The sequence below is a fragment of the Sphingopyxis sp. USTB-05 genome (assembly GCF_023822045.1).
In the GTDB taxonomy this organism is placed as follows: Bacteria; Pseudomonadota; Alphaproteobacteria; order Sphingomonadales; family Sphingomonadaceae; genus Sphingopyxis.
This window is the reverse complement of the sequence record NZ_CP084712.1, coordinates 4,644,655-4,670,111: the sequence shown is the minus strand read 5'-3', so window position 1 is coordinate 4,670,111 and position 25,457 is coordinate 4,644,655. Positions and strand designations below refer to the sequence as shown.

The 25,457-nt window shown below is 65.0% G+C and carries 17 protein-coding genes; 8 read left to right on the top strand and 9 right to left on the bottom strand.

Annotation, left to right across the window (positions count from 1 at the left end; translation table 11 throughout):
* Positions 1 to 56: 56 nt before the first annotated feature.
* Positions 57 to 806 carry a HesA/MoeB/ThiF family protein gene (locus KEC45_RS21800; protein WP_062185407.1) on the top strand — a complete coding sequence of 250 codons (750 nt, stop codon included), beginning with the start codon at positions 57 to 59 and terminating at the stop codon, positions 804 to 806.
* Positions 794 to 1,159, top strand: a complete 366-nt coding sequence (locus tag KEC45_RS21795; RefSeq protein WP_062185409.1) for a DsrE family protein — start codon at positions 794 to 796, stop codon at positions 1,157 to 1,159. The genes KEC45_RS21800 and KEC45_RS21795 overlap by 13 nt, the downstream gene beginning before the upstream one ends.
* An 11-nt stretch (positions 1,160 to 1,170) precedes the next feature.
* Here KEC45_RS21795 and KEC45_RS21790 read toward each other — a convergent pair whose 3' ends face one another.
* The 7 genes from KEC45_RS21790 to KEC45_RS21760 all read right to left on the bottom strand — a co-directional run bounded on the left by KEC45_RS21790 (position 1,171) and on the right by KEC45_RS21760 (position 10,359).
* Positions 1,171 to 1,893, bottom strand: coding sequence for a class I SAM-dependent methyltransferase (locus KEC45_RS21790; RefSeq protein ID WP_062185411.1), 723 nt, complete (start codon positions 1,891 to 1,893; stop codon positions 1,171 to 1,173).
* Positions 1,893 to 3,020: a peptide chain release factor 2 gene (prfB, locus tag KEC45_RS21785; RefSeq protein ID WP_062185413.1), complete on the bottom strand. Its 1,128-nt coding sequence runs from the start codon at positions 3,018 to 3,020 to the stop codon at positions 1,893 to 1,895. The genes KEC45_RS21790 and prfB overlap by 1 nt, the downstream gene beginning before the upstream one ends.
* 72 nt (positions 3,021 to 3,092) lie before the next feature.
* A complete protein-coding gene (locus tag KEC45_RS21780) occupies positions 3,093 to 5,612 on the bottom strand; it encodes a penicillin-binding protein 1A (RefSeq protein ID WP_062185415.1) in 2,520 nt (839 codons plus the stop codon).
* Positions 5,613 to 5,674: 62 nt separating this feature from the next.
* Complete coding sequence (locus KEC45_RS21775; RefSeq protein ID WP_062185417.1) at positions 5,675 to 6,298, bottom strand: TetR/AcrR family transcriptional regulator; 624 nt, start codon at positions 6,296 to 6,298, stop codon at positions 5,675 to 5,677.
* Positions 6,295 to 7,440, bottom strand: a complete 1,146-nt coding sequence (locus KEC45_RS21770; protein WP_062185419.1) for a DSD1 family PLP-dependent enzyme — start codon at positions 7,438 to 7,440, stop codon at positions 6,295 to 6,297. Before KEC45_RS21770 ends, KEC45_RS21775 begins: the two co-directional genes overlap by 4 nt.
* Positions 7,437 to 8,690 carry a D-arabinono-1,4-lactone oxidase gene (locus KEC45_RS21765; RefSeq protein ID WP_062185421.1) on the bottom strand — a complete coding sequence of 418 codons (1,254 nt, stop codon included), beginning with the start codon at positions 8,688 to 8,690 and terminating at the stop codon, positions 7,437 to 7,439. The genes KEC45_RS21770 and KEC45_RS21765 overlap by 4 nt, the downstream gene beginning before the upstream one ends.
* 667 nt (positions 8,691 to 9,357) lie before the next feature.
* A complete protein-coding gene (locus KEC45_RS21760; RefSeq protein WP_368389951.1) occupies positions 9,358 to 10,359 on the bottom strand; it encodes an N-acetylmuramoyl-L-alanine amidase in 1,002 nt (333 codons plus the stop codon).
* 568 nt (positions 10,360 to 10,927) lie between these two features.
* Here KEC45_RS21760 and KEC45_RS21755 point away from each other — a divergent pair.
* From KEC45_RS21755 to KEC45_RS21730, 6 genes are all read left to right on the top strand, one after another.
* Positions 10,928 to 13,594, top strand: coding sequence for a ribonuclease E/G (locus tag KEC45_RS21755; RefSeq protein WP_193749210.1), 2,667 nt, complete (start codon positions 10,928 to 10,930; stop codon positions 13,592 to 13,594).
* Positions 13,595 to 13,740: 146 nt separating this feature from the next.
* Complete coding sequence (locus KEC45_RS21750) at positions 13,741 to 15,144, top strand: M48 family metalloprotease (RefSeq protein WP_062185423.1); 1,404 nt, start codon at positions 13,741 to 13,743, stop codon at positions 15,142 to 15,144.
* A 56-nt stretch (positions 15,145 to 15,200) separates the two neighbouring features.
* Entirely contained in the window at positions 15,201 to 16,799 is a 1,599-nt protein-coding gene (locus KEC45_RS21745) for a DsbA family protein (RefSeq protein ID WP_062185425.1), read from the top strand.
* 11 nt (positions 16,800 to 16,810) lie between these two features.
* The gene (locus KEC45_RS21740) at positions 16,811 to 18,625 is read left to right on the top strand and encodes a sulfotransferase (RefSeq protein ID WP_062185427.1); all 1,815 of its coding nucleotides are present in this window, start codon (positions 16,811 to 16,813) and stop codon (positions 18,623 to 18,625) included.
* Positions 18,626 to 18,765: 140 nt separating this feature from the next.
* The gene (locus KEC45_RS21735) at positions 18,766 to 21,138 is read left to right on the top strand and encodes a TonB-dependent receptor (protein ID WP_062186913.1); all 2,373 of its coding nucleotides are present in this window, start codon (positions 18,766 to 18,768) and stop codon (positions 21,136 to 21,138) included.
* Between the two features lie 148 nt (positions 21,139 to 21,286).
* Positions 21,287 to 22,609 (top strand): amino acid permease, encoded by a 1,323-nt coding sequence (locus KEC45_RS21730; protein WP_062185429.1) that lies wholly within the window; start codon positions 21,287 to 21,289, stop codon positions 22,607 to 22,609.
* On the opposite strand, the gene KEC45_RS21725 is transcribed toward KEC45_RS21730, so the two are convergent.
* Both KEC45_RS21725 and KEC45_RS21720 read right to left on the bottom strand, forming a co-directional pair.
* On the bottom strand, positions 22,571 to 24,175 hold the full coding sequence (locus tag KEC45_RS21725; protein WP_062185431.1) for an NAD(P)/FAD-dependent oxidoreductase: 1,605 nt from the start codon (positions 24,173 to 24,175) through the stop codon (positions 22,571 to 22,573). The genes KEC45_RS21730 and KEC45_RS21725 overlap by 39 nt on opposite strands.
* A complete protein-coding gene (locus KEC45_RS21720) occupies positions 24,172 to 25,389 on the bottom strand; it encodes an FAD-dependent oxidoreductase (RefSeq protein WP_062185433.1) in 1,218 nt (405 codons plus the stop codon). Before KEC45_RS21720 ends, KEC45_RS21725 begins: the two co-directional genes overlap by 4 nt.
* Between the last annotated feature and the right edge of the window lie 68 nt (positions 25,390 to 25,457).

The window sequence follows — 25,457 nt, the reverse complement described above, 5'->3', positions numbered from 1 at the left end:
GAGACTGCGGATGCGGCGGGCGTCGCTTCGCTATCGGGCATCAAGCTGCGCTGACGGTGCTCAGCGACGCCGAACTCGACCGCTATGCCCGCCAGATCATCCTTCCGGCCTTTGGCGGTGCGGGACAGGCGAAGCTGAAGGCCGCGCATGTCGCGATTATCGGCGCGGGCGGGATTGGTTGTCCCGCAATTACCTATCTGGCGGCGGCGGGGGTCGGCAGGCTGACGATCATCGACCATGATGTGATCGAATTGTCGAACCTGCAGCGGCAGCCACTCTTCACCGACGCAGATATCGGCGCGCTGAAGGCCGATGTTGCCGCCCGCGCGGCGCAGCGGATCAACCCGCATGTCGAGGCCATCGCGGTCGCCGAACGACTGGACAACGGCAATGCCGAAGCCCTGTTAGCGGACGCGAACCTGATTCTCGACGGCTGCGACAATTTCGAAACGCGGCTGGCGGTGAACCGCGCCGCGGTCGCGCTGCGCATTCCGCTGCTGAGCGCGGCGATCGGCGCGTTCGAGGGACAGGTCGCACTCTATGAGGGCTGGCGCGCGGGGCACGCCTGCTATGCCTGTCTGGTCGGTAACGATCCCGACCGGCCGGGGATCAATTGTGCCGAAACCGGCGTCATGGGCGCGCTCGCCGGAATGATCGGCACCATGGCCGCGCTGGAGGCCGTACGCGCGCTCAGCGGCTGGGGCTCCGCGTTGACGGGACGGCTCGCGATCGTCGATATGCTCGACCGGCGCTGGCGCGAGGTCGGCGTGCCTGAGGATCCCGAGTGCCCGATATGCAAGGCCTGAACATCATTGTCGCGGTTGCCGAAGGGCGGCGGCTCTATGCGGCGCTAGAGGCGGGAATGGCGGCGGCGGCGCTGGGGCGTCCGGTGCGCGTCTTCCTGCAGGGCGAGGCCGCAGCGCTGCTGCGCGAGCCGGTGGCGTTCGCCGGCGACGAGGCGCGCCGCGCCGCTGGGCAGCCCGACCTCGCATGGCTTGTCGAGGAAGCGATCGCGATGGAAATCGCGCTTTTGGTTTGTCAATCGGGCATGGCGCTCGTCGGCTTGGCGGCGACCGAACTCGTGCCGCACGTTCGCGCCGCGGGGCTGGTCAGTTTCCTCGCCGAAGTCGGCGCCGAGGATCGTCTGATCGTCTATTAGGACGAGTGTCCTCAGGGATTGTCGCAGACTTTGATCGCATCGGGCTCGGGGCGTTTGCCCTCGGGCTCGAAGCGGGCGAGGTAGCCGCCGGCATGCTGCTTGTCGTCATAGGAAACGAGCTTGTAGCCCACAGCCTCGAACTCGCAGACGAGCAGGCGGAAGGGCGTGCCGTGCTGCGCGATCGGACGGTCGCCGTCGACGACGAGTATCTGCCCCCCCTTGCGAAGCGCGGGACGCAGGCGCCACAGGAAGGCGTAGGGTTCGCCGATCTCGTGATACATATGGACCATGAAGATTCGGTCGAAGCTCGCCGCGGGCAGGCGCGGGTCGTCGACCGCGCCGAGTTTCAGCGACACATTGTCGAGCCGCTCGCGCGCGACGCGGTCGGCAAGACGCTCGATCACCTCGGGAATGATGTCCTGCGCAAGCACGCGCCCGCTCGCGCCGACACGCTGGGCAAGCCGCACCGTATAATAGCCGTCGCCCGCGCCGATATCGGCGACGGTCATTCCGGGGCGGACGTCGGCCGAGTCCATGACATCCTCGGCCTCGTTAACGCGGTCGCGCGCCTCCTCGGTCGACCATTTGGTCGATACGGTCGGCGCCACCGGCCGGTCGGCAGGCGGAAAGTCGCGTGCGCTTGTCGCGCGGTCGCTGCCGTCATCCCAAGGCGCATCGCAGCTGCCAAGCAGCGGCAAAAGCACCAGCGCGGCAAGGACAACCGCGCCCCGCATCAGTCGATGTCTTCCACTTCGACCTTTTCGCCCGTCACCTTCTGCGACAGCGCCGCCGCCATGAACGGGTCGAGCGCGCCGTCGAGCACGTCACCCGGCGCCGTCGAAGTCACTCCGGTACGCAGATCCTTCACCAGCTGATACGGCTGGAGGACATACGAACGAATCTGGTGGCCCCAGCCGATCTCGGTCTTCGCCTGATATTCGCCCGACGCGGCCGCCTCGCGCTTCTGGAGCTCGGCCTCGTACATGCGCGCCTTCAGCATCCCCATCGCAGTCGCGCGGTTCTTGTGCTGCGAGCGATCGTTCTGGCTCGCGACGACGATGCCGGTCGGGATGTGCGTGATGCGCACCGCCGAGTCGGTCGTGTTGACGTGCTGCCCGCCCGCGCCCGAGGCGCGATAGGTATCGATCTTGAGGTCGCCTTCGTTGATCTCGATCTCGATATTATCGTCGATCACCGGATAGACCCAGACGCTCGAAAAGCTCGTGTGGCGCCGCGCCGAGCTATCGTAGGGCGAGATGCGGACGAGGCGATGAACCCCGCTTTCGGTCTTCGCATAGCCATAGGCATTTTCGCCCTTCACCAGCATCGTCGCCGATTTGATGCCCGCCTGGTCGCCCGCCTGATATTCGACCAGCTCGACTTTCATCCGGCGCTTTTCGGCCCAGCGCATATACATGCGCTGAAGCATTTCGGCCCAGTCCTGGCTTTCGGTTCCGCCCGCGCCCGCGTGGACTTCGATATAGCAGTCGTTCGCGTCGGCTTCGCCCGCGAGCAGCGCCTTGATCTTGTCCTCTTCGGCGCGCGCGGCAAGGACGCCAAGCGAGGCCACCGCCTCGTCGACCATCGACTCATCGCCTTCCATCTCGGCAAGTTCGATCAGTTCGGCGGTATCGGTACATTCCTTTTCGATCGCACGCGTCGCGGTGATCGCCTCGTCCAGCCGGCGGCGTTCGCGCATGACTTCTTGCGCCGCCTTGGCGTCGTTCCACAGCGTCGGGTCCTCGACCTTTGCATTCAGTTCGTCCAGCCGCCGCACCGCGCGGTCCCAGTCGAGAAAACGGCGCAGCAGCGCCAGCGCGGCGCCAATCTTGTCGATATGATCCTGCGCTTCGGCGCGCATGTCCTTGCTCCTGAAATATGTTGATCCCGCCCTTACGGCCTCATGAGCCGCAGGGGAAGGCGGTGCGCGGCGTCAGATGATGCCGCCGCGGTCGTCGAGGAAATCGCTGTCGGTACGGCCGGTCGACCCCTTTTGCGACGCGCCGCCGGTCGCCCGCCGCTGTGTCCTGATCGGCTTGATTTCTTCTTCACGGATCGTGCGGCGCGGTTCGCTCTCGGGCTTGAAGGCCTCCCAGATGATCGACGCCTTCGGATCGGTGCCCGGCCAGCTACCGTAAACGCGGCGGCCCGACTGGCGATCGATCCGCACCATCCGCACGCCCTTTGGCGCCGAAAACGGAATCGGCTGGCGGTCGGCAAGCGCGGCGAGCGCAAAATCCTTGAAGATCGGCGCCGCATAGCTGCCGCCCTGCGCATAGCCGCCCATGCTGCGCGGCTGATCGAAACCGATGTACATGCCAGCGATGACATCGGGGGAGCCGCCGACGAACCACACGTCGTTCGGGCCCGAGGTCGTGCCGGTCTTGCCGAACAGCGGCACGCCAAGGTCACGCAGCCGCACCGCGGTCCCGCGCTGGACGACGCCTTCAAGCATATGCACGACCTGATAGGCGGTGATCGGGTCCATCAGCTGCTTGCCCGACCGGGCGAAACGCGGCATCGGCCGGCCATCCCAGTCCTTCTTGTTGCAACCTTCGCACGGCCGCCAGTTCGCCGGGAAAATCACCTTGCCGCGGCGATCCTGCGCATAGTCGATCACGCGCGGCTTGAGTTCGCGGCCGTGATTGGCGAGCATCGCATAGGCGTTGGTCATCTTCTCGACCGTCGTCGACCCCGCGCCGAGCGCCGTCGACAAATAGGGCTCGTGCTTGCCGATGCCCATCGTGCTGATCATTTCGACCACCGGCTCCATGCCGATCTGGCTCGCGGTGCGCACCGTCATCAGGTTGCGCGACTGTTCGAGGCCCCAGCGCATCGTATGTTCGCCCGAGCCGCCCGCGCCGCCAAAGTTGCGGAAACATTTGTTGCCGAAACGCGCGCCCTGATAGACGCAGAAGGGCCCGTCGACGATCATCGTCGCGGGCGTCATGCCATTGTCGAGCGCCGCGGCGTAGACGAAGGGCTTGATCGTCGACCCCGGCTGACGCTCGGCCTGCGTCGCGCGGTTGAAGGGCGACAGGCGCACGTCGAAGCCGCCCTGCATCGCATAAATCCGGCCCGAATGCGGGCTTTCAACGACCATCCCGCCCGATACTTCAGGGATGTTGCGAAGCGCATAGCTGCTGCCGCCGCTGGATTTGACGGCGATCAGGTCGCCTGGGCGCATTGCCGAAAAGGCGCTGCCGCCGGTCTTGCGATAACCCATTGTCGCGGCGCTGGCGGGCAGCGTCCCGGTGTCACCATTGGAAAAGCCGATTTGCGCCGCGCCCGCCGATTTCGACAGCACCGCGGCGATCCGCCAATTGTCATAGTCGATGCCGATGAAGCTCGACGCGAGGCGGCTCTGCCATTGGTCGTCGGCCTCGATCGCCGCGATCGGCCCCGACCAGCCCTTGCCCGCGTCGTAGCGCTGGAGCCCCTTGCGGAGCGCCATCGTCGCACCCTGCTGCATCTTCCCGTCATAGGGTGTGCGCACCCAGAGGCCGCCAGCATAGACGCTATGGGGGCCCTTGTCGGCAGTTTCCCCGAACTGGGCGATCAACTGACGCCGCACCTCTTCCATATAATAGCCGCCGACCTGCGCGATCGCAGTGTTGCCGCTGTTGGTAAGGCCGAGCGGCATCGCGCGCGCCGCGTCGCGCTGCGCAGTGCTGATCCAGCCATTGCTCTGCATCGACCCCAGCACGAAATTGCGGCGCGCCAGCGCCTCGCGCTCGAAACGCGCGCGGCCGTATTTTTCGGGTGCCTTGGGCAGGATCGCAAGGAACGCCATTTCGTGAAGCTGGAGCTGGTCGACGTCCTTGTCGAAATAGGCGCGGCTCGCAGCCTGCACGCCGAAGCTGCGGCGGCCGAGCGGGATTTCGTTGAGATAAAGCTCGAGAATCTGTTCCTTGGTCAGCGCACTCTCGATCCGCATCGCGAGAATCGCCTCGCGCACCTTGCGGCGATAGCTGAGCTCGTTCGTCAGCAGCAGGTTCTTCGCGACCTGCTGCGTGATCGTCGACGCACCGACAGGGCGGCCGCTGCTCGTCAAGTTGGTGACGATCGCGGTCGCGATGCCCGGATAGTCGATGCCGCCGTGGCTGAAGAAGGTCTTATCCTCGGCCGCGAGGAATGAACGCACAAGGAGCTGCGGATATTCGCTATATTCGAGCTGGACGCGCCGTTCGCGGGCGTAGCTGTGAACGGGCTTGCCTTCGCCGTCGCGGACCATGGTCGGCAGCGGCGGCTCGTAATCGCGAAGCTGGTCGACCGAGGGCAGGTCGCGCGCGAAAACCACCCACATCAACGCAAGGAAAAGGATACCCGCCAGCGCAAGATAGCCAAGCCAGCGGAACCAGCGCCGCGTCCACATATCGCGGACCCAGGCGATGACGGCATTGCTGTCGCGGCGCAGGCGAAGGCGGAAATTGGGCGGACTGTCGGCGGCCATATGTCCCCGCCTCTAAAGCCTGTGTCGACGAAAGGGAAGCGTGCATGCGGCGAGGCGCACGACTAGGCGCCCGTTGTCAGATCGAACAGCGTCGAGCGGAGCATTGCCGCCACTTCGGCGCGCACGGTGGCCGCTGAAACACGATCTTCCTCATAGAGCATTTCGTCGGCGGCGAAGCCGAGTTCGACCGCGAGACGCAGCCGCGACCAGAGCATCTCTTTGTCGATACCGTGAATATGCGGCACGCAGGCATCGGCGAGCCTACCAGTCACGTGCCGGTGCGATTCGAGCCGGACATGCACGAGGCGCGGCGTCGCGTGGAGCGCGCGCAGGATCCAAACCGCCCCCGGCTCGGCGCGCGTCACTGCGGCGTTTTCGGCCAGAAGCTCACCGATATGATCGGCCATGCCCGCTATCCCGCCGGGCGAATGGCGCGCGATCCAGCGTTCGAGCACATCGTTCTGGCCTTCCATCAACCGCCGCCCGAGCGCCTCGATGACCGCATATTTATCGTCGAAATAGCGATAGAGCGCAGGCGGCGTCAGCCCGGCACGCGCGGCGATCATGTTGGTCGAAATCCGCTCGAGCCCCACATCGGCAAGCAAGTCGCCCGCGACGTCGAGCAGCCGTTCGCGCGTCTGGCGCGCGCGATCCTGCTTCGGCGGCTGGCGGGCAGCGGCGATCACCGCGCCCGGCCGCGCGCACTCACTGGCCAGATATCGACGAGCGCGTCGCCCGCGACGACATGGTAATGATCATAGAGATTCACCGTCGGGTCGCAGTGCGGCACGGTCAGGCTGACCGGATCGCCGGGGCGGAGTTCATTTCCGATTTCGGGCGCAATCAGCGCGGCATGCTCGTCGCCCATGAACGCGAAAAAGGCGGTTTCGGGCGCGCCGCGCTGGACCACCGCAACGCCGCCGTCGGTCGACAGCGACTTGTAACCCGCGTCGATCGTGACGAGCCCGCTGTGATTGGCGCTGACGACGCGCGAATCGACGCTAAGCGAAACCTCGAAGGGCGGTTCGGCGCCATCGGCGATGTCGCAGTCCAGATATTGCTTGTCCATGAAGACATAGCTTCCCGCCTGCAATTCATTGAAGACGCCAAGGTCCAGGTCGATCCGGTGCGTACCGGTGCCCGATCCGGTCACGATGGACGGCGCGAAGGCTGCGTCGGTGAGCGCGGCGATGACCTCCTGCAGATAGGCGGTGCGTTCGACGATCGCGGCGCGGCGATCGGCATAGCTTTCGATATGCTGCTGCGACCCGCAGTAAAATTGCACCCCGCGATATTCGAGGTTCGCCGATGCGCTGATCGTCTTCGCGAGCGCCACCGCCGCCTCGGCCGAAGCAACGCCGGTGCGCGCGATGCCGGGGTCGATGTCGATGATTACGTCGAGCTTTGCGCCGGCCGCCCCCAACGCCACATCGAGGCGTTCGGCGATATTCGGATGATCGACGACCGCCATCAGCCCGTCCGCTGTTACCGCGAGCCGCGCGAGCCGGTCGATCGCCGCGGGCGCTGCAACGGGCGAAGTGATGAGGATGCCGGTCACCCCGCCCCCCGCCAGCGCCTCGGCCTCGCCGATCTTGGCACAGCACACGCCGACGGCGCCCGCCGCGATCTGACGCTTTGCGATATCGACGCTCTTGTGCGTCTTGGCATGCGGGCGCAGCGCGACGCCGCGGGCGGCCACAAGCGCCGCCATCGCCGCAATATTGCGGTCGAGCGCATCGACGTCGAGCACCAGCACGGGCGTGTTGAGGTCGGCGCGCGAGCCTTGCCGGCCGATCAGATGGTCGTGCAATTCACGGTCGGTCGTCATGCGAACAATGTCTCCAGGTGGGGGTTCAGAAATTTGCCGGTCGGATCGGCGCCGCGGCGCACCGCTGTATAGCGTCCCGCCATCGGGTAAAGCGCGGCGACGTCGGCACGGCTCAATGTGTGGCGCTTTGCCCAGTGCGGCCGGCCTCCGGCGCCGCGAAAGATTGCTTCGGCGTCGGCGAACAGGTTTCGCCAAGGCATTTTCGAATATTGATGCATCGAGATCGCCGCGACCGGGCCCGCGTTCATCGGGCTCATCCAGATATCGTCGGCAGCGACGGTGCGATATTCGAAGGGGAAGGTGACCGACAGCCGCTTCTTGCGGATCCAGCCGACGACCTCGTCGAGCGCCTCAAGCCCGACCGCGCGCGGCATTTCATATTCCATCTCCTCGAACCGGATCGTGCGATCCGACGGGAAGATGGCGTGCGCAGGACCACGACGCCGACCGCTGATGTTCGTCCGCATCATCAGGCGCTGAAGAAAGGGCGTCAGGAACGGCAGCCGCGCCGAAATGTCGAGAATGCGCCGGAACGTCGCCTCTTCCATGTCGGTCGTGCTCGGCGGCGGGTCGCAGGGGTCGCACGGATCGAGCGTTTTCAGGATCACATGGTCGCTGTGCGGGAAGAACCAGAATTCGATATGGCGGTGCTGCTGCGCCAGCGCGTCATAGCTTTCGCGGATTTCCGCCCAACGCCGCTTTTCGATCCGCTCTGAAAGACAAAAGGCTGGGACGACCGCAACCTCGATTTCGGTCGCGACGCCAAACAGGCCGAGCGACAGCCGCTGCGCCTGAAAGAGATCGGCGTTGGTCGCCGCATCGCACCAATGCGCCTCGCCATCCGCCCCGACGAGGCGGAACCCGCGCGCGAAAGTCGACAGAGAGCCCAGATCGACCCCGGTGCCGTGCGTGCCCGTCGCCATCGCACCGGCGAGCGACTGCGGGTTGACGTCGCCCTGATTGGCAAGCGCCAGCCCCTCCTCCCACAGCGCGGCGGTCAGGCGTCGGATGCTCCAGCCGGCGGGGATGCGCGCGGTGCGGCGGTCGGCGGCGACATGTATCGCGCCCGCCATATCGTCGAGGCTGACGATGAGCTCACCCGATTCGCACAGCGGCATGAAGCTGTGCCCCGCGCCGGTGACGCGCAGCCTATTCGCGCTGCGGACGAGCGCCGCCAGTTCATCCTCGCTTCGCGGACGCGCGACCTCGCCGTTCGCTGTGACGCTGCCCGACCAATTGCTCCACGCCATGCTTCTCTCCCGCGGTAAGCCACGCGAAGCTGAGCGCCGCAAGAAAGTTAGTCAAGACTATATTTATTCGTCTTGGAGACAGCTTTCGGCCGGAAGCGAGCAGATTCTCTCCTCGTCACCCCGGGCTTGACCCGGGGTCCCGCTAGAAGTCGGTGAGTGCGTCAAAAAGCGGGATCCCGGGTCAAGCCCGGGATGACGAGAGCGAAGAAACGACCGGAAACTAACGACGGCAATATGTGCCCCGGCGAAGGCCGGGGTCCAGGGCGGCAATCCGCACAGCTCGGCTTTCCAGAGCCCTGGGGCCCGGCCTTCGCCGAGGTACAACATAGTAGCAAACGCCCGCTTCCCACCCCAAACAGACATAGCCTCCAAAAAGGTCTTTCCTACATTATCTGGCCGTGCCAGCCTTCATCCGGCTCTTTCATTCGGTGAACAAAAAGCGGTCGCTGCCTAGCTTGCGGGTGCGACCATGATCGGACGTGCCGCGCACATCCAGCGCTCCGCGACTTGCAAATCGGGGCGTTCACAGGGCTGAACTTCCCTGAACTTTGGAATATTGCGCCGACCCGATCCCGGATCCAGCCGAGCGATATCCAAAGAGGGCAACGGCAACTCTCCACCCCTAGGCGGACAATATGGCAACCTCACTGCTGAGTACGAACCGCGCCTAACGAGCCGAAATCTGCCGCGCGAAGTGGAACTGCACCGCATTGCGCACGCCGCGCGCGACCTTTTTTTGGCCCGCCTGCGAACCGAGAAATTCGCTGTCATCCTTGTTCGAGATAAAGCCCGTTTCGAACAGGACCGACGGCGTGTCGGGCGCCTTCAGCACGATGAACGAGGCGAAGCGGTGCGCGGTGGTGCGGAACTTGACGTCGCCCGACGCCTCACGCTGCAGCAGCCGCGCGAATTCGGACGCGACATTCATCGTCTCGCGCTGGGTCAGGTCGAGCAGGATCGCCGACACATCGCCGCTGTGCGCGCCGAGATCGACGCCATTGATGACATTCGCCTTGTTCTCGCGCGCGGCAAGCCGCGCAGCCTCTCGGTCGGAAGCGACCTCGGACAAGGTATAGATCGATGCGCCGCTCGCCTGTTGATTCTCGGCAGCATCGGCGTGGACAGAGATAAACAGGTCGGCTTTCAGCCGCCGGGCGATGCCATAACGTTCTTCAAGCACCAGAAAACGGTCGTCTGCGCGCGTCAGCGCAACGCGCACGCGGCCCGAGGAAAGCAGATCGGCGCGGATCGCGCGGGCAAGCGCGAGCGTGATATCCTTTTCGCGTTTTCCGCTATGCGGGCTGATCGCGCCGGGGTCGTGCCCGCCATGCCCCGCGTCGATCACGACCAGCGGCAGGCGGTCGTTCGCCGGCCCCTCGATGCGCGGCAGCGCGACCGAAGGCTTCGGCTTTCCGATCGGAACGGTCACGCTGTATCGTTTTCCGGGGCGCTTGGCACGGAAACCCGCCGAAATCTGCATTTCGCCGCGCGGCCTGTCGAATGCCGGATCGACGATTGGCCGTCCCGCAACGACTGCGGACGGCGACGCGATCATGCCAAGCAGGGCGAGCAGGCTCATGGCGCGTCTATGCCGCCCGAAACGCGTCCCGGTCCAGCGCTTATTGAAAAACATGGCGTCGCCGGCCGCACGACGATGTGAATCATCCATTAGTCATCATGGGTCAAACCCACCGCAACCGGTGGGATTATCGGGCAATTCAACCCGTTTGCGGATGCGGGTTTTCTTGCAACACCCCCGCACCATCCTATCTTTGTGCGGTGGTTGTGGTTGCCGTCGACAGATGCCGATGCTAGCACGCCCTCACTGACGGTGTCGTTCCCGGTGCCGTCCGGCCTTTTGAGGGGAAGGCCTGCTCCGCGACTATGCGGATCATGGCCGCCTTGGTGCCGGACATGCGGGGAAGGGCGACCTGCCGCCAGTCCACCCGGTTGACCGGACAGTCGGGGCGTTCGCAAACGCCCGCCCTGCCCGCCCGCTCATCCCGTAACAGGTTGATGCCGCATGAGGCTTGCCATGCCCTCTTTGAATCCCGACGCGGGCGCTTTCGCCCCGGCCGTCGCCGGATTTGAAGACCGCATGCGCGTCCAGGACCGGACGCAGGCTCCTTTCGGCAATAACGTCTTTTTTCTTTTCACCCGTATCCGCCGTGGCCTTCCCTCGGGGAGGTTCGCGGGATTTTTTGATGGCGCGCTGAGGCGCGCTTGGAGTGTATCTAATGACCACGCGCATGTTGATCGACGCGCGGCACCGGGAAGAAACCCGGGTCGCCGTCACCAAGGGAAACCGAATCGAGGAGTTTGATTTCGAGTCCGCCGAGCACAAGCAGCTCAAGGGCAATATCTATCTGGCCAAGGTTACCCGTGTCGAACCGTCGCTGCAGGCGGCGTTCGTCGAATATGGCGGCAATCGCCACGGCTTCCTCGCCTTCAGCGAAATCCACCCCGACTATTACCAGATTCCAAAGGAAGACCGCGACGCGCTGCTGCGCGAAGAGGCCGAACATGCCGCCGCCGCCGCGCAGCGCGCGGAAGAGGATCTGGACGAACTCGAAGGCGATGTCGCCGACGTCGAATATCACGACGAAGACGAGAATGGCGATGCACCCGCACCCGAAACCATCGGCGAAGATGGCGACGGCGACGAGGATAGCGACGCCGATAATGGCGACAACGACGGCGAAGAAGGCGCTGAGGAAAGCGCAGAAGGAACCGGGGACGGCCGCGGCGACCGCAAGCGCCGCGGACGCGACGGGCGCAAGGGCGGCCGGGGCCGCGGCCGGGGCCGTCGGGGTGAAGACGAGGACGGCGAAAGCCGCATGTCGCTCCGCCGCCGCTACAAGATTCAGGACGTCATCCGTCGCCGTCAGGTGATGCTGGTGCAGGTCGTCAAGGAAGAGCGCGGCAACAAGGGTGCAGCGCTTACCACCTATCTGTCGCTCGCCGGCCGCTATTGCGTGCTGATGCCGAACACGATGCACGGCGGCGGGATCAGCCGTAAGATTTCGAACGGCGCCGATCGCCGCAAGCTGAAGGCGATGATCGACGAACTCGCGCTGCCGCCGACGATGGGCTGCATCGTCCGCACCGCGGGGATGAGCCGCACCAAGGTCGAGATCAAGCGCGACTTCGACTATCTCGCCCGCCTGTGGGACGAAATTCGCGAAAACACGCTGGGATCGAGCGCGCCCGCGCTGATCCATTCGGACAGCGACCTGGTGAAGCGCGCGATCCGCGACATTTATCACAAGGATATCGAGGAAGTGCTCGTCGAGGGTGACGAGGGCTATAAGGCCGCAAAGCAGTTCATGAAGCTGCTGATGCCCAGCCACGCGCGACGCGTGAAACAATATGCCGACCCGGTGTCGCTCTATCAGCGCTACGGCGTCGAGGATCAGCTCGCGGGGATGCTCAATCCCGTCGTCCAGCTAAAATCTGGCGGCTATCTGGTGATCAACCCGACCGAGGCTTTGGTGTCGATCGACATCAACTCGGGACGCTCGACGCGCGAGCATAATATCGAGCAGACGGCGCTCAGCACCAATCTTGAGGCCGCGCACGAGATCGCACGCCAGTTGCGCCTGCGCGACATGGCCGGGCTGGTCGTGATCGACTTCATCGACATGGATCATGGCTCGAACGTCCGCAAGGTCGAGCGCGCGATGAAGGACGCGCTGAAGAACGATCGCGCGCGCATCCAGGTCGGCCGCATTTCGGGCTTCGGCCTGATGGAGATGAGCCGCCAGCGCCTGCGCACAGGCGTGCTTGAGGCGTCGACGCGCCCCTGCCCCCATTGCGAAGGCACCGGCCTTGTCCGCACCGCCAGCTCCGCGGGTCTCAGCGCGCTGCGCCTGATCGAAGAGGAAGCGGCACGCGGCAAGGGCAACAAGATCACCCTGCGCGCAAGCCAGGAAGCGACCTTCTACCTGCTCAACGAAAAGCGCCGTGAACTGCGCGAGATCGAAGAGCTTTATGGCGTTACCGTCGAAATCTTGCCCGATGGCGAGACCGAGGGCGCGCGTATGGCGGTTGAGGTGAGCGGCCCGCCGCCGATCGCGCGCCGCAGCTTTGCCCCCATCGCCCCGATCGAGGACGACGACGACGATTATCCCGAGGACGAAGAAGAGGAAGCCGAAGAAGAGGCGACCGAAGAACGTCCTGCGCGTTCGCGCGACCGCGAGGAAGGCGCGCGCGAACGCGACGAAGGCGAAGGCGACGGTGAGGGCCGCAAGCGCCGCCGCCGCCGCCGCCGTGGCCGCCGCGGCCGCCGCGACGACGAGGGCAATGAAATCGTCGAAGGTGGCGAGGGCGGCGACGATCGCGGTGACGATATCGCCGACTCCGACGCCGAGAACGGCGAAACTGCGCCGGCAGAGGCTGTCGAGGCCGCTCCCGAAGCAGACGCCGAGGAAGCCGAAGCCAAGCCGCGTCGCCGCCGTGGTGGACGTGGCCGGAAAAAGACCGACGCGGTAGAGACCACTGACGACGCTGCAGCCGAAGCGGAAGCTGCGCCGGTAGAGGTCGCCGAAATCGCCGAGCCCGTCGCCGAAGAAGCCCCGGCCGCCGAGGAAAAGCCGAAGCGCAAGCGCGCGCCGCGCAAGACCAAAGCCGCTTTGGCCGCCGAAGCCGAGGCCGCGGAAGCTGCGGAAGCGCCGGTTGTGGAAGCACCCGCCGCCGAGACGCCTGCCGAAGCCGAAGTCGAACCGGCCAAGCCCGCGCCCAAAAAGCGCGCGAGCCGCGCGAAGAAGGCGATCGCCGCCGAAGCTCCAGCCGAACCCGCGACCGCGGGCGAAGCCGAGCCGGTTGCAGCGGATGCCGACGGCGAGAGCGAAGGCCCCGACGGCGAACCCCGCCGCGGCTGGTGGCAGCGTACGTTTGGCAATTGATCGTCCACGCCGATCGAGTGGCAACTGATATCAGGGCCGATTGATCGCATAAGCACGATCTGCATCTTGCGTCCGCGCGACCTGCCCCCCAATAAGCCCTCATGGCTTCACTCGGGGTTCAGGCGCGCGGCGCAAGAGAGGCGGGGATGACTGCCCCCTCCCTGCAACCCGCGCTCGGAACGCACAGGCTGCGCTCCATTTTCCGTATCGCGCTGACATTGCTTGCGATGTTCGCCATCGCGTTGCGCCCGGCGGCGGCGCAGTCGATCCTGCGCGACGCCGAAACCGAGGCCTTGTTCCAGGACATGATGGACCCGCTGCTCGTCGCCGCGGGGCTCAAGCCCGGGCAGGTGCGCGTTCACCTGCTCGGCGACCGCAGCATCAACGCCTTTGTCGCCGGCAGTCAGGACATCTATGTCTTCAGCGGGCTGATCGAAGCCGCGGACAGCGCCGAAGAGGTGCAGGGCGTGCTGGCGCACGAACTCGGACATGTGATGGGCGGCCACGCGATCCGCGTCAATGAAGGCGCCAAGACCGCGACGGGCATCTCGCTTCTCAGCTTGCTTCTCGGCGCCGCGGCGATTGCGGCTGGCGGCGGCGAGGCCGGCATGGGGATCATGATGGCGGGCCAGCAGGCCGCACTCGGCAAGTTCCTCGCGTTCAGCCGCGTGCAGGAATCGACCGCCGACGCCGCAGGCGCCCAATATTTGTCGAAGGCCGGAATCAGCGGCCGTGGCAGCCTGGCCTTCTTCAAGAAACTGCAAAACCTGGAGTTCCGTTACGGGGTAAAGCAGGACGACGATCAGGCTTATGGCCGGACGCACCCGATGTCGGGCGACCGCATTCAGGCGCTGCGCGAAGTCTATGTCATCGATCCCGCGTGGGAAAAGCCCGCCGACCCGAAGATCGAGGCCCGTTTTCAGCGGATCAAGGCGAAGCTGTCGGGCTATATCGCCGAGCCCGAACGTACATTGCGCAAATTCCCCGAGAGCAACACGACCATCCCGGCGCGCTACGCCCGGGCTTATGCCTGGCACAAGAGCGCCTATCCGCAAAAGGCGCTGACCGAGGTCGAAGGTCTGCTCGCGACAAACCCGAACGATCCCTATTTCCTCGAACTCGAAGGACAGGTTCTGCTCGAATCGGGGCGGCCGAAGGAAGCGATCCCGGCACTGCGCAAGGCCGTGACCCTGTCGCGGTCACAGCCGCTGATCAGCGCGACGCTGGGCCATGCGCTGATCGCAACCGAGGATCCGGCAAACTATGCCGAAGCCGAAGAGGTGCTGAAAACCGCCGTTGCGCTCGACAATCAGAATCCTTTCGCCTGGTATCAGCTTGGCATCGTCTATGCGAACAAGGGCGATCAGGCGCGCGCCGCGCTCGCCTCGGCCGAACGCTACAGTCTTGAGGGTGGACAGTCGGGGCTCGCGCTGCGTAATGCCGAACTGGCGATGCAGGGCTTGCCCCAGGGCTCGCCCGACTGGATCCGTGCACAGGATATTTCACTGGTCGCTCGCGCCGAGGTGGAACGCGAGCGCAAACGGCGTTAGATTCGGGTGAAGACAGGGACGACGCGTCGCATTTCCGTGATGCTCGAGGGCGATAAGTGACCGATAAAAAAGACGATTATTACCAGCCATGGCTGCGCAACCCCGCACCGACGCCGACCGGCGGCGCGCCGGCGCATGACGAGGGATTGGCGAAACCGAAGGAGGAGCCGCCCGTCGGCATCGACCTCGCGCGTTACGGCGCCCCCGAAAAGCCGCGCGATCCTCTTGTAAAGCCGGAGGCGTTCAAGGCTGGCGCTGCGAATCTGTGGGACCGCATTCAGAGCGGCGCCGAAGCCTTTGCCGACTGGACGATCCGCGTCGGCGACCGCGCCGACATTCCCGCGCGCGTCGAAGCGATGGAAATCCCGCGCCGTTCGCGCGAACTCGCGGCAAAGACCGGCGCGCTGACGGCGCGCGCGGCTCGCGCTGCGGGCCGCGGGTCGGCGCAGGCGGGCCGCGCTGCCGCAAAAGCGAGCGGCGAAGCGTGGGAGAAAATGGCTCTTGGCGACAAGGTGGCCAAGCTGTCGAGCGAAGCCGGGCGCGGGCTCGGCGAAGTCGCGGGCAAGACCAAGGCCGGTGTGGTCGATATCGCCAAGGCAGGGGGCGAAAGCCTGCGCGACGGGATCGGCGATGCCGCAAGCAAGCTGCGCCCCGCACCGCGCGAGGAATTGGTCCCGCCGCCTTCCGGACTAGAACAATTGCTCGCGCGCGAGGAAGCCGCGGCCGCGCAGGCGAATGCGCCTGCGGCGCCCGATCTGCCGCTGTTCGCCGGCGACGCTGCGATCCCCGCTATTGCAAAGCCAGCCGCGGCGCATGCAATGGAGGGCGATGATCGCTCGCCGATTGCGCAGCCGGCGAAAAAAGCCGCAACGACCAAGGCGATGTCGGCGCAAAGCTTGCCGCAGGTGAAGGGGATGGGGATGGAAGGCGTTTCAACGCGCCCATGGGCCATGGTCGCGGGCGGAATTCTTCTGCTCGCTGCCGTTTTTTGGCTCGGCGGGCGCTTCGGCGGCGGAATGAGCAAAAGCGAGGTCGAGACGATCGTCGCCGACTATATCAAGGCAAACCCACAGATTATTCCCGAGGCGCTCGAAGCGCAGCGCAATGGCGAAATAGCAAAGGCCATCGACGCGATCCGCCCAGCACTCGAAAAACCCTATGCCGGTGCGTGGGCGGGCAATGCCGACGGCGACGTCACCCTCGTCGTCTTCACCGATTATGCGTGCGGTTTCTGCCGCGCGAGCGTGCCCGACGTCGACCGCCTGATCCGCGAGGACAAGCGGCTGAAGGTCGTGTTCCGCGAACTGCCGATCATCGCACCGCAAAGCCGCGACGCCGCGATCATGGCGCTCGCCGCAGCGCGGCAGGGCAAATATGACGCCTTCCACCACGCGATGTTCGCGGCGGGTTCGCTCGACAAGGCGGCGATCGCTGCGGTCGCCGAAAAGGTCGGCGTCGTTACCGACGGCACCGCCGACGCGACCGCGAACGAGGCGCTGTTCCAGCGCGAGCTCGACAGCAATCTTGCGATCGCGACCCAACTGCAGCTCAACGCCACCCCGACGTGGATCATCGGCAACCAGCTGTTCCAGGGCCAGATCGGTTACGACGGGCTGCGCCAGGCGGTGGCGAAAGCCCGCGCGGCGAAAAGCTGAGGCCGGCGCATTTGGCGACCGTCACCCATGATGAAGCGCTCGCCAACGCCCGCCGCCTGCTGAGCAGCGAGCCCGCCGCCGCGCTTGCGCAGGCGCAGGCGATCATCGACGCCGTCCCGACGTCGGCGGCGGCGCATCGTCTCGCCGCCCATGCACTGCGCGCGCTACGCCGCGAGGCGGAAGCGCAGGCCGCGTCGCTTGCCGCAGTCGGTGCAACGATCCACGACGAAGCGATGGTCGATGCCGCGATCGCGCTCGCCGAGGACCGACTGCCCGACGCCGAGGGGGCGCTGCGCCAGCGGCTGCGCGAGGATGCGACCGACGTCGCCGCGATCCGCATGCTCGCCGAGGTCGCGGGGCGGATCGGGCGTTACGACGATGCCGAAAAATTGCTGTCGCGCGCGCTCGAACTCGCGCCGGGTTTCGGTGCCGCACGGGCCAATCTCGCAACCGTCTATTACAAGCAGAATCGCTTCGCCGACGCGGCGGCGACGCTCGATGCCGTGCTCGGCGACGATCCCGACAACCCCGCCCACGCGAATTTGCGCGCCGCGGCACTCGGGCGGATCGGGGGGTATGACGAAGCCCTCGCACTCTATGAAGAACTGACGCAGCGCTTCCCCAATCATGCCAAGCTGTGGATGAGCTATGGCCATATGCTCAAGACCGTGGGGCGCCAGGACGACAGCATCGCCGCCTATCGCCGCGCGCTTGCCGCCGATCCGGGACTCGGCGAAATCTGGTGGAGCCTTGCGAACCTCAAGACGATCCGCTTCGATGCTGGCGACCGCGCCGCGATGGAGGCCGCACTCGTCGCAGCCGAGCCTGACGGCGACGCGCGCGACGACGACCGGCTTCACCTGCATTTCGCGCTCGGCAAGGCCTATGACGATGCGGCCGAGCACGAGCCGGCGTTTCGGCATTATGCGGCGGGCAACGCGATCCGGTCTGCCCAGCTTGGCTATCGTGCCGCCGAAACAAGCGCCGCGGTCGATGCGATCATCGCCGCCTGCACCCCCGAATTCTTTGCCGCGCGCGCCGGTGCCGGCGACCCCGCGCCCGATCCGATCTTCATCCTCGGCATGCCGCGCGCCGGATCGACGCTGATCGAACAGATTCTTAGCTGCCATTCGGCGATCGAGGGCACGATGGAACTGCCCGACATCCCCGCCCTCGCCCTCGGCCTGGGCCGCGAGGCGTATGGCGACGGCCGCCGTTGGATCGAGGCGCTGGCGGATACGCCGCACGAACGGCTGGCCGAACTGGGGGCCGACTTCCTTCAGCATACTGCCGTGCAGCGCAAGACCGGCAAGCCCTTCTATATCGACAAGCTTCCGAACAACTGGCTCTATACCGGCTTCATCCGCCTGATCCTGCCCAATGCGAAGATCATCGACGCTCGGCGGCATCCGCTCGACTGCTGCTTTTCGAACTTTCGCCAGCATTATGCCAAGGGGCAGGCATTCAGTTACGGCCTTGCCGACGTCGGCGGCTATTATCGCGACTATGTGCGGCTGATGGCGCATATCGACGCGGTGCAACCCGGCCGCGTCCACCGTGTGATCCATGAGGCATTGCTCGACGATCCCGAGACCGAAGTGCGCGCGATGCTCGCCTGGCTGAACCAGCCTTTCGAAGAGGCGTGCATGGCGTTCCACACCAATGCCCGCGCAGTACGGACGGCGTCTAGCGAGCAGGTGCGGCGGCCGATCAACCGCGACGGGGTCGGGCAGTGGCAGCCATATGAACAATGGCTCGCCCCACTGAAACAGGCCCTGGGGCCCGTTCTGGACACGTATCCCGCAGTTCCGGTCGGGTTGCGCTAAGTCGCCGCACGACAAAACGTTGCCTTTGGGCAACAGCATGCGACATTTTCGACCAACAACTTCGGCGCGGCACAACAATGCTTGCGCTTGCGGTGCGCCGCGTCATTCTCGTCACATCACTGTCATCGAGGGGGAACTCCATGCGGAAACTATCGACAGTATTGACCAAAAGCGGCGCATTTCTGCTCGGCACCACAGTCCTGTGCACATCGGGAGCGGCGCTGGCGCAGCAAAGCAACACCGACGACGATCGCGACATCGTCGTTACAGCGTCGAAGCGCGAAGAAAATCTGCAGGACGTCCCTCTCGCGATCACGGCGATCGGGACCGAGCGGCTCGACGAGCTGCAGGTCAAGGAATTCCAGGACGTCGTCAAATTCCTGCCCTCGGTAACGATCCAGACGCTCGCGCCGGGGTTCAGCCAGGTCTATTTCCGCGGCGTCGCATCGGGCGAGAACGCCAACCACTCGACCTCGCTCCCGACCGTCGGCACCTACCTAGACGAAATGCCGATCACGACCATCCAGGGCGCGCTCGACATCCACGCCTATGACTTTGCGCGCGTCGAGGCGCTCGCGGGGCCGCAGGGCACGCTTTATGGCGCGAGCTCGATGGCGGGCACGATCAAGCTGGTCACCAACCGGCCCGACACGAGCGGAACCTATGGCTCGGCGGGGCTTGAGCTCAATACGGTGTCGCACGGCGGCATCGGCGGGGTTGCCGAGGGCTTTGTCAACGCCCGGCTCAGCGATCGCGCTGCCCTGCGTCTCGTCGGCTGGTATCGCCACGATGCGGGCTATATCGACAATATCGCGGGAAGCCGAACTTATCCGTCTAGCGGCGTGACCCAGACCAACGACGATCTGGTCGAGAAGGATTATAACACCGTCGACACCTATGGCGCGCGCCTTGCGCTCGGTATCGAACTCGACGACGACTGGACGATCCGTCCTACGCTGATGGGGCAGATTCAGAAAGCCGACGGCAGCTTTGCACAGGAACGTTCATCCGCAGTGACGCGCAGCCTGCAGACGGTCCAGTACAACCCCGAACGCAGCGACGATAAATGGATCCAGGCCGCGCTGACGATCGAGGGCAAGATCGGAAGCTGGGACCTGACGGTGACTGGCGGCCACCTGCGCCGCAAGACACTGACGGACAGCGACTATTCGGACTATGCGTATTTCTATGACGCGCTCTTTGGGTCAGGGGCCTATCTCTATGACAATGCGGGCGATGTCATCAGCCCCAATCAATATATCCAGGGCATCGATCGCTATCGCCGCAATTTCGGAGAAATCCGCGTCGCCTCGCCCGCCGACGCGCGCATCCGCTTCATCGGCGGATTGTTCTACCAGCGCCAGTCACACAATATCGAACAGCATTATATCATCGACAATCTGTCCGACGATCAGCAGGTGCCGACCACGATCGACAATATCTGGCTGACAAAACAGCTGCGCGTCGACCGCGATTATGCGGCATTCGGCGAACTCAGCTTCGACATCACCGAAAAGCTGACGCTTACCGGTGGCGGCCGCCTGTACAAGTTCGACAATAGCTTGGTCGGCTTCTTCGGATACAATAATCCGGGTTTCAGCAGCAATCCGGTCTACGCTTGCCAGGGACCGGCCGTGGTCGACGGGTCGCCCTGCACCAACCTCGACAAGCGGACGAAGAAGACCGACTTTATCCACAAGCTGAACCTGACGTACAAATTCACCGACGATGTGATGATGTATGCGACATGGTCGCGCGGTTTCCGCCCTGGCGGCATCAACCGGCGCGGCTCGTTGCCGCCCTATGGTTCTGATACGCTCGACAATTATGAACTGGGGTGGAAGACCAGCTTCGGCCCGGTCCGCTTCAACGGGGCCGTCTATCAGGAGGATTGGAAGAATATCCAGCTTTCCTTCCTCGGCGCCAACGGCCTCAGCGAAGTGCGCAACGCGGGCATCGCGCGGATTCGAGGGCTTGAGGCTGATGTCAGCTATCGCGCGGGCGGCTTCTCGCTCGGCATAGGCGGCAGCTATAACGACGCGACGATCCGCCGCGATTTCTGCGCCATTGCAAACGCCGATTTCGACTGCACCACACCCGGCAACGCCGAGCTCGCGCCGTCGGGATCGCGCCTGCCGGTCACCGCGAAATTCAAGGGCAACGCGGTTGCGCGCTATGAATTTCCTATCAGCGGGTTGGACGGCCACGTCCAGTTTGCGGTCAACCATATCGGCAAAAGGCGGTCCGACCTTCGCACGCTCGAAAATGACATCGTCGGCGATTTCAAAGCCTATACGACCGCCGATTTCAGCATAGGCGTGAAGGGCGAAGGCTGGGATGCCGAATTGTTCGCGACCAATTTGTTCGACAGCCGCGGCGTGATCAACAGCGCGGTCCAGTGCGGCGAGACGGTCTGCGGCGATGCCGATGGCGACACGGCGAATGGCGGCGTCTTTTACGACAATGTCATCCGTCCGCGGCTGATCGGGATCAAGGTAAGCAAGGACTTCTGAGCAACCCGCCGGGGCGCGGCGCAATATCCGCCGTGCCGCGCCCCGGACACCATTCCCCACCCGGGGCATGGACGAACAGGTCCCGTTCGGACGGTATCGACGCCCGGGTCGATCGCGACCGGACATTCAGGATGGGAACCGGCTTCGCATGACAGATACGACGACCGCAGGCGTCAGGCCCGCCCAGAAGCTCGGCCTTTCGATGTGCGTCGCGCTCGTCATGGGAAATATGATCGGGTCGGGGGTGTTCCTCCTCCCCGCCAGCCTTGCTCCCTTTGGCTGGAACGGCGTTGCAGGCTGGGCGATCACAATCGCCGGCGCGCTCGCGCTCGCCGTGGTGATCGCGCGGCTGACTGTCGCCTTTCCGAAGGCGAGCGGGCCGACCGCTTTCGTCCAACTCGCTTTCGGACGCATCCCCAGCTTCATGATTGGCTGGGCCTATTGGGTGTCGGTGTGGACTGCCAATGTTACGCTCGCGGTCGCTGCGGTCAGCTTTCTCAGCCTGTTTGCGCCCGTGCTCGGCGAGCATATCGCGCTGTCGACGCTCGCCCTGATCTGGATCGTCACCGCAATCAACTGGCGCGGCGCGCGCGCGGCGGGGCGATTCCAGGTCGTCACACTGCTCATCAAGCTGATCCCGCTGTTGACGGTGATCGTCCTTATCCCCGTCGCGTTCGGCGGCGAGACACCCGTCGTCACGACGCCCTTCCCGGCCGAGGGATTGTCGCTGACTGCGGTCAGCGGATCGGCGATCCTGACCTTATGGGCGCTGCTTGGCTTTGAATCGGCGAGCGTCGCGACCGATAAGGTCAAGGACCCGACCATCACCATCCCGCGCGCGACGATCATCGGCACGCTGACAACCGGCATTCTCTACCTGATCGTCTGTTCGGCGGTCGCGCTGATGCTGCCCGCGGACGAAGTCGCCAAATCCGACGCACCCTTCGCCCTTTTTGCCGAAACCTATTGGGGCCACGGGCCGGCGCTGTTCATCGCCGCCTTCGCAGCGATCAGCGCAATCGGCGCGCTCAACGGCTTTACGCTGATCCAGGCCGAGCTGCCGGCCACACTCGCGCGTCAGGGCCTGTTTCCGCAGTGGTTCGCACGCACCAACCGCCACGGGACGCCGGTCGCGGCGCTGCTCTGCGCGAGCATGCTGGCGACCGCGTGCGTCATTCTCAACAACAGCAAGTCGACCGCCGAAATGTTCACCTTCATGGCGATCCTGTCGACGTCGGTGACGCTCTGGCTCTACCTCTCCTGCGCGGCGGCCGCGTTGCGGCTACGCGTCGCGATCCCGGTCGCCCTTATCGGCCTAGCCTATTCGGTCTGGACCTTATGGGGCGCCGGGCTACAGGTCAGCGCGATGAGCCTGATTCTGATGGCGGCGGGGTTGCCGCTATATTGGTGGACGCGCGAGTCGGCGCCCGCCTCAACGCCATCGGGGGGCGAAGAAGCCCCGATCGCGTAAGATGACCTCGGCGGCATTATGTCCCGGTGCGCCGGTGACGCCGCCACCCGGATGCGTGCCCGCACCGCACATATAGAGCCCCTTCACCGGCCCACGATAGCCACCATTGCCGAGCACGGGCCGTGCGGCCCACAATTGATCGAGGCTCATATTGCCGTGCATGATGTCGCCGCCGACGAGGCCGAATTTGCGTTCGAGCCCCTTGGGCGAAAGGCGCGTCTGGCCAACGATGCTCGCGCGGAATCCGGGCGCGTGCTTTTCGACCGTGTCGATGATGCAGTCGGCCGCGGCCCCCTCCTCATCGTCCCAATCACGCCCGCCGGGCAACTCCGGCGCAAACTGCTGGCAGAACAGGCTCGCGACATGGCACCCCTCGGGCGCGAGGCTGTCGTCGACGGTCGAAGGGATCAGCATCTCGACGATCGGCGCCTTCGACCAGCCGTACTGCTTCGCATCGAGGAAAGCGCGGTCCATATAATCGAGCGTCGGCGCGAGGATGATCCCCGACTGATGATGCTCGCCCGGTTCGGGAAGGCAGGTGAATTTCGGCAGCTCGCTGAGCGCGACATTCATGCGGAACGTGCCGCTGCCCGCCTTGAAGCCCTTGATCCGGCGTTCGAAGTCGGCGGGCAGATCGCTCGCGTCCATCATCCGCTCGTAGAGTAGCTTCGGACCGACATTGGCGATCACCCGCGCCGCGGCGATTTCCTCGCCGCCGACAAGCTTGACGCCGACCGCCTTGCCGCCGTCGACAAGTACCTTGGCAACGGGGCTTTCGAGGCTGATCTCGACACCCATGTCGCGGCAGACCTTCGCCATGATCTCGGTAATCTTGCCCATGCCGCCGACGCTATGGCCCCATGCGCCCTTCTTGCCGTTCACCTCACCAAAGACGTGGTGGAGGAGGACATAGGCACTACCCGGCGTATCGGGGCTGGCGTAGTTGCCGACTACGGCGTCGAAGCCGAAGGCAGCCTTGACCGCCTCGCTTTCGAACCAGCTATCGAGCATCGTGCGCGCCGATTTCGTGAAGAGGTCGAGCACATCGCGCTGTTGTTCGAGGCTGAGGCCTGCAAAGCGCCGCCCCTGCCGCGCGCCGTCGAGCAGCGTGCGCAGTCCTTCGCCGACATTGGGCGGGACGCGCAGCGCGAGGTCGCGAAGCAGTTCGGCGACATTTTCAAGCGCGTCATAATATTGCGGCAGCACCTCGGCGTCGCGATTGCTGAACTTGCGGAACTCGGCCTGCGTCCGTTCGAGCCCGCCGCCGAGCTTCAGATAACCGCCATCCTCTTGCGGCAGGAAATTGCTGATCGGCCGCTCGATCACGCGGTAACCGTGATCGGCCAGCTTCATGTCGGCGATCACCTTCGGCTGCAGCAGGCTGACCGTATAGCTCGCGACCGAATTGCGGAAACCCGGGGCGAATTCCTCGGTCACCGCGGCACCGCCAACAACATCCCGCGCCTCGACGATGCGTACCTTCAGCCCCGCCTTGGCAAGATAGAAGGCGCAGACGAGGCCGTTGTGGCCGGCACCGATAATCAGGGCGTCATAGGCTTTGGTCATTGAAAATCTTTCGCGAGCGGGGATTGAACATGTTGGCGGCCGAAGCCGAGGCCGAGGATTCGGCCCGGAATGCGGCGCAGCAGCGGAACGCGGTCGAGCAAGCGGACAGCGAAGGGCACACGCGTGATTTCGCCGCGCAACATCGGTTCGATGACGCGCTGATGCGCGAACCGCTGGATCGCCTGCATACGCGTCGTCGGTTTCCAGCGGCGCTCCTGCACGCGCGCGAGCAGCGGATCGGGGTCGGCGCCCGCAGCGAGCGGCGCCGCAAGGATGTTCGCTGCCGCAACCGCATCCTGCACAGCGAGATTGATGCCGACACCGCCGACGGGCGACATCGCGTGTGCGGCATCGCCGATCGCAAGCAGGCCGGGGCGCGACCAGCGCGTCAGCCGGTCGAGCGCGACCGAAAGCAATTTCACATCGTCGAAGCTCTGGATCGCCTCAATCCCCGCAGCCAGACCCGGGGCAATTTCGACCACCTTGTCGCGAAACGCTGCAATTCCCCGCGCCTCGATCGGAGCGAAGCCGCCCTTTTCGATGATCTGCGCGCATTGCCAATAATCGCCGCGCGGGATTGCGACGACCATGCCGCCCTTGTCGATCGTGCCGAGCGCGACTTCGGACATGTTCATTCCTGCCGGAACGGGGACACGAAACCACAGCACATCCATCGGCGCGCCCAGATCTTCGAGAGGCAATTCGGCGGCATCGCGCAGCACCGAGCGACGGCCGTCGGCAGCGATGACGAGCCGCGCGGGCAAGGTTTCGCCGCTGGCCAGCGCCACGCCGCTGGCGCGGCCGTTCGCATCGAAGGTCAACCCAGTCGCCTCGGTCGACATGCGCAGGTCGAAGGTCGGATATTTCCGGCCCTGCCCGGCGATGAAATCGAGCAAATCCCATTGCGGCATCATCGCGACAAAGCGCGCCGCGACGGGCAGATGCTTCATCGTCGCGATCGTATAGTGACCGCCGAGCAAGTTCAGCGTCATCGTGTCGATCGCAGCGTGCGGCTCTTTCAGCAACTCTTCGAGCAGACCGATCTCGTTGAACAGTGCGAGCGTCGAGGGATGCACCGTGTCGCCGCGGAAATCGCGGAGGAAGTCGGCGTGCTTTTCGAGGATGGTGACAGGCACGCCGGCGCGCGCGAGCAGCAGGCCGGCGACCATGCCCGCGGGTCCGCCGCCCACGATGATAGTAGGTAGATCAGCCATGGCTATCTCCGGTCGTGTCGAGCGAAGTCGAGACACCGGGAGGCAGGGCGTTCCCGATGGGCATCTCG

What these genes read in the sequence shown, in the direction of transcription:
- KEC45_RS21725 (WP_062185431.1), bottom strand. Translation starts at nt 24,175, where the DNA reads ATGACCAAAGCCTATGACGCCCTGATTATCGGTGCCGGCCACAACGGC.
- KEC45_RS21795 (WP_062185409.1), top strand. Translation starts at nt 794, where the DNA reads ATGCAAGGCCTGAACATCATTGTCGCGGTTGCCGAAGGGCGGCGGCTC.
- prfB (WP_062185413.1), bottom strand. Translation starts at nt 3,020, where the DNA reads ATGCGCGCCGAAGCGCAGGATCATATCGACAAGATTGGCGCCGCGCTG.
- KEC45_RS21735 (WP_062186913.1), top strand. Translation starts at nt 18,766, where the DNA reads ATGCGGAAACTATCGACAGTATTGACCAAAAGCGGCGCATTTCTGCTC.
- KEC45_RS21765 (WP_062185421.1), bottom strand. Translation starts at nt 8,690, where the DNA reads ATGGCGTGGAGCAATTGGTCGGGCAGCGTCACAGCGAACGGCGAGGTC.
- KEC45_RS21760 (WP_368389951.1), bottom strand. Translation starts at nt 10,359, where the DNA reads ATGGATGATTCACATCGTCGTGCGGCCGGCGACGCCATGTTTTTCAAT.
- KEC45_RS21750 (WP_062185423.1), top strand. Translation starts at nt 13,741, where the DNA reads ATGACTGCCCCCTCCCTGCAACCCGCGCTCGGAACGCACAGGCTGCGC.
- KEC45_RS21770 (WP_062185419.1), bottom strand. Translation starts at nt 7,440, where the DNA reads ATGACGACCGACCGTGAATTGCACGACCATCTGATCGGCCGGCAAGGC.
- KEC45_RS21720 (WP_062185433.1), bottom strand. Translation starts at nt 25,389, where the DNA reads ATGGCTGATCTACCTACTATCATCGTGGGCGGCGGACCCGCGGGCATG.
- KEC45_RS21730 (WP_062185429.1), top strand. Translation starts at nt 21,287, where the DNA reads ATGACAGATACGACGACCGCAGGCGTCAGGCCCGCCCAGAAGCTCGGC.
- KEC45_RS21790 (WP_062185411.1), bottom strand. Translation starts at nt 1,893, where the DNA reads ATGCGGGGCGCGGTTGTCCTTGCCGCGCTGGTGCTTTTGCCGCTGCTT.
- KEC45_RS21780 (WP_062185415.1), bottom strand. Translation starts at nt 5,612, where the DNA reads ATGGCCGCCGACAGTCCGCCCAATTTCCGCCTTCGCCTGCGCCGCGAC.
- KEC45_RS21755 (WP_193749210.1), top strand. Translation starts at nt 10,928, where the DNA reads ATGACCACGCGCATGTTGATCGACGCGCGGCACCGGGAAGAAACCCGG.